The following is a 1,146-nucleotide window of genomic DNA, read 5'->3' as shown; positions in this document are numbered from 1 at the left end:
GCGGAGAAGTGGGACACCTCGGAGCTGCCGGGGCTGAACACGAGCACCCTGGAACCGCCGGTGGTCTCCACCGAGCTGGACCTGTCGATCAGCCTCACCGAACGCCACGAGGACGACGGTGCCCCGGACGGCCTCGACGGCACCCTGCTCTACGCCGCGGAGCTGTTCGACCGGTCCACGGCCGAGGCGTCCGCCCAGCGCCTTGTCCACGTCCTCGAACAGGTCGGCGCCGACCCCGACGTGCGACTGAGCGGGCTGGACATCCTGCTCGGCGAGCCCGAGCGTCGGCAACTGGTCGAAGCCTGGAACGACACGGCGGTTCCCGTACCCGACGTCACCGTGGTGGACCTGCTGGCCGGCCAGGTGGCCCGCACACCCGACGCCCTCGGCATCAGCGACGACGACGGCTCGTTCACCTACCGCGAGCTGGACGCCGCGGCCGAGCGCGTCGCCCACCGGCTGCACCGGCTGGGCACGGGACCGGACGACGTCGTCGTGGTCGCCCTGGAGCCCAGCGCCCGGCTCGCCGTCGCCCTGCTCGGCGTCCTGAAGGCCGGCGCCGCGGGCCTGCTCGCCGACCCGGACCTCACCTGGGACGCGACGGGAGCTCCCGGCACCTCCCGTCCCGTCGCGCTGATAGCCGAGGGGGACACGGCCCGGGCGCTGCCCGACGGCACGACCATTCCCCTGCTGCGCGTCGACGACGACGCGGAGCGGAACCCGGCGGACGGATCCTCCAGCCCGCGCCGCGCCCCGCTGCCCGGGCACGCCGCGCTCGTCGTGGACGCCGTTCCGGCCGGCCGGGCCGCAGCCCGGGCACTGGTCGACCACCGGGCACTGGTCAACCAGATCACCCACCACCAGCACACCGCGGACGCGGCGCAAGGGCTGTTGCTGGACGCCCGGGTCACGGCGTCCGACCTGGTCGTCCCACTCCTCGCCACCCTCGTCGCGGGCGGCGCCGTCCGCTTCGGACTGCCCGACGCGGACGGCGCGCCCGCGGCCTGGCACCCCGACCGGTGGAACGGCGCTCCTCGTCTGGTCACCAGCAGGGAACTCCTGCCCACCGTCACCGATCCGGCCACGGCCACGCCGCTGGACGAGGTCGCGGCGATCGACACCGCCGAGCCCACGAGCATCGAGGAC

1 protein-coding gene is annotated in these 1,146 nt (G+C 74.7%); it reads left to right on the top strand.

Going from position 1 to position 1,146, the window contains the following annotated elements; genetic code table 11:
• A partial coding sequence (locus ACTWQJ_RS51625; RefSeq protein ID WP_443313242.1) for an AMP-binding protein occupies positions 1-1,146 on the top strand: 1,146 nt, incomplete at both ends.

The organism is Streptomyces sp. KR55 (assembly GCF_052245645.1).
Taxonomy (GTDB): domain Bacteria; phylum Actinomycetota; class Actinomycetes; order Streptomycetales; family Streptomycetaceae; genus Streptomyces; species Streptomyces flavusporus.
The sequence above is the reverse complement of the archived record's forward strand: the minus strand, read 5'-3'. Positions and strand labels throughout refer to the sequence as shown.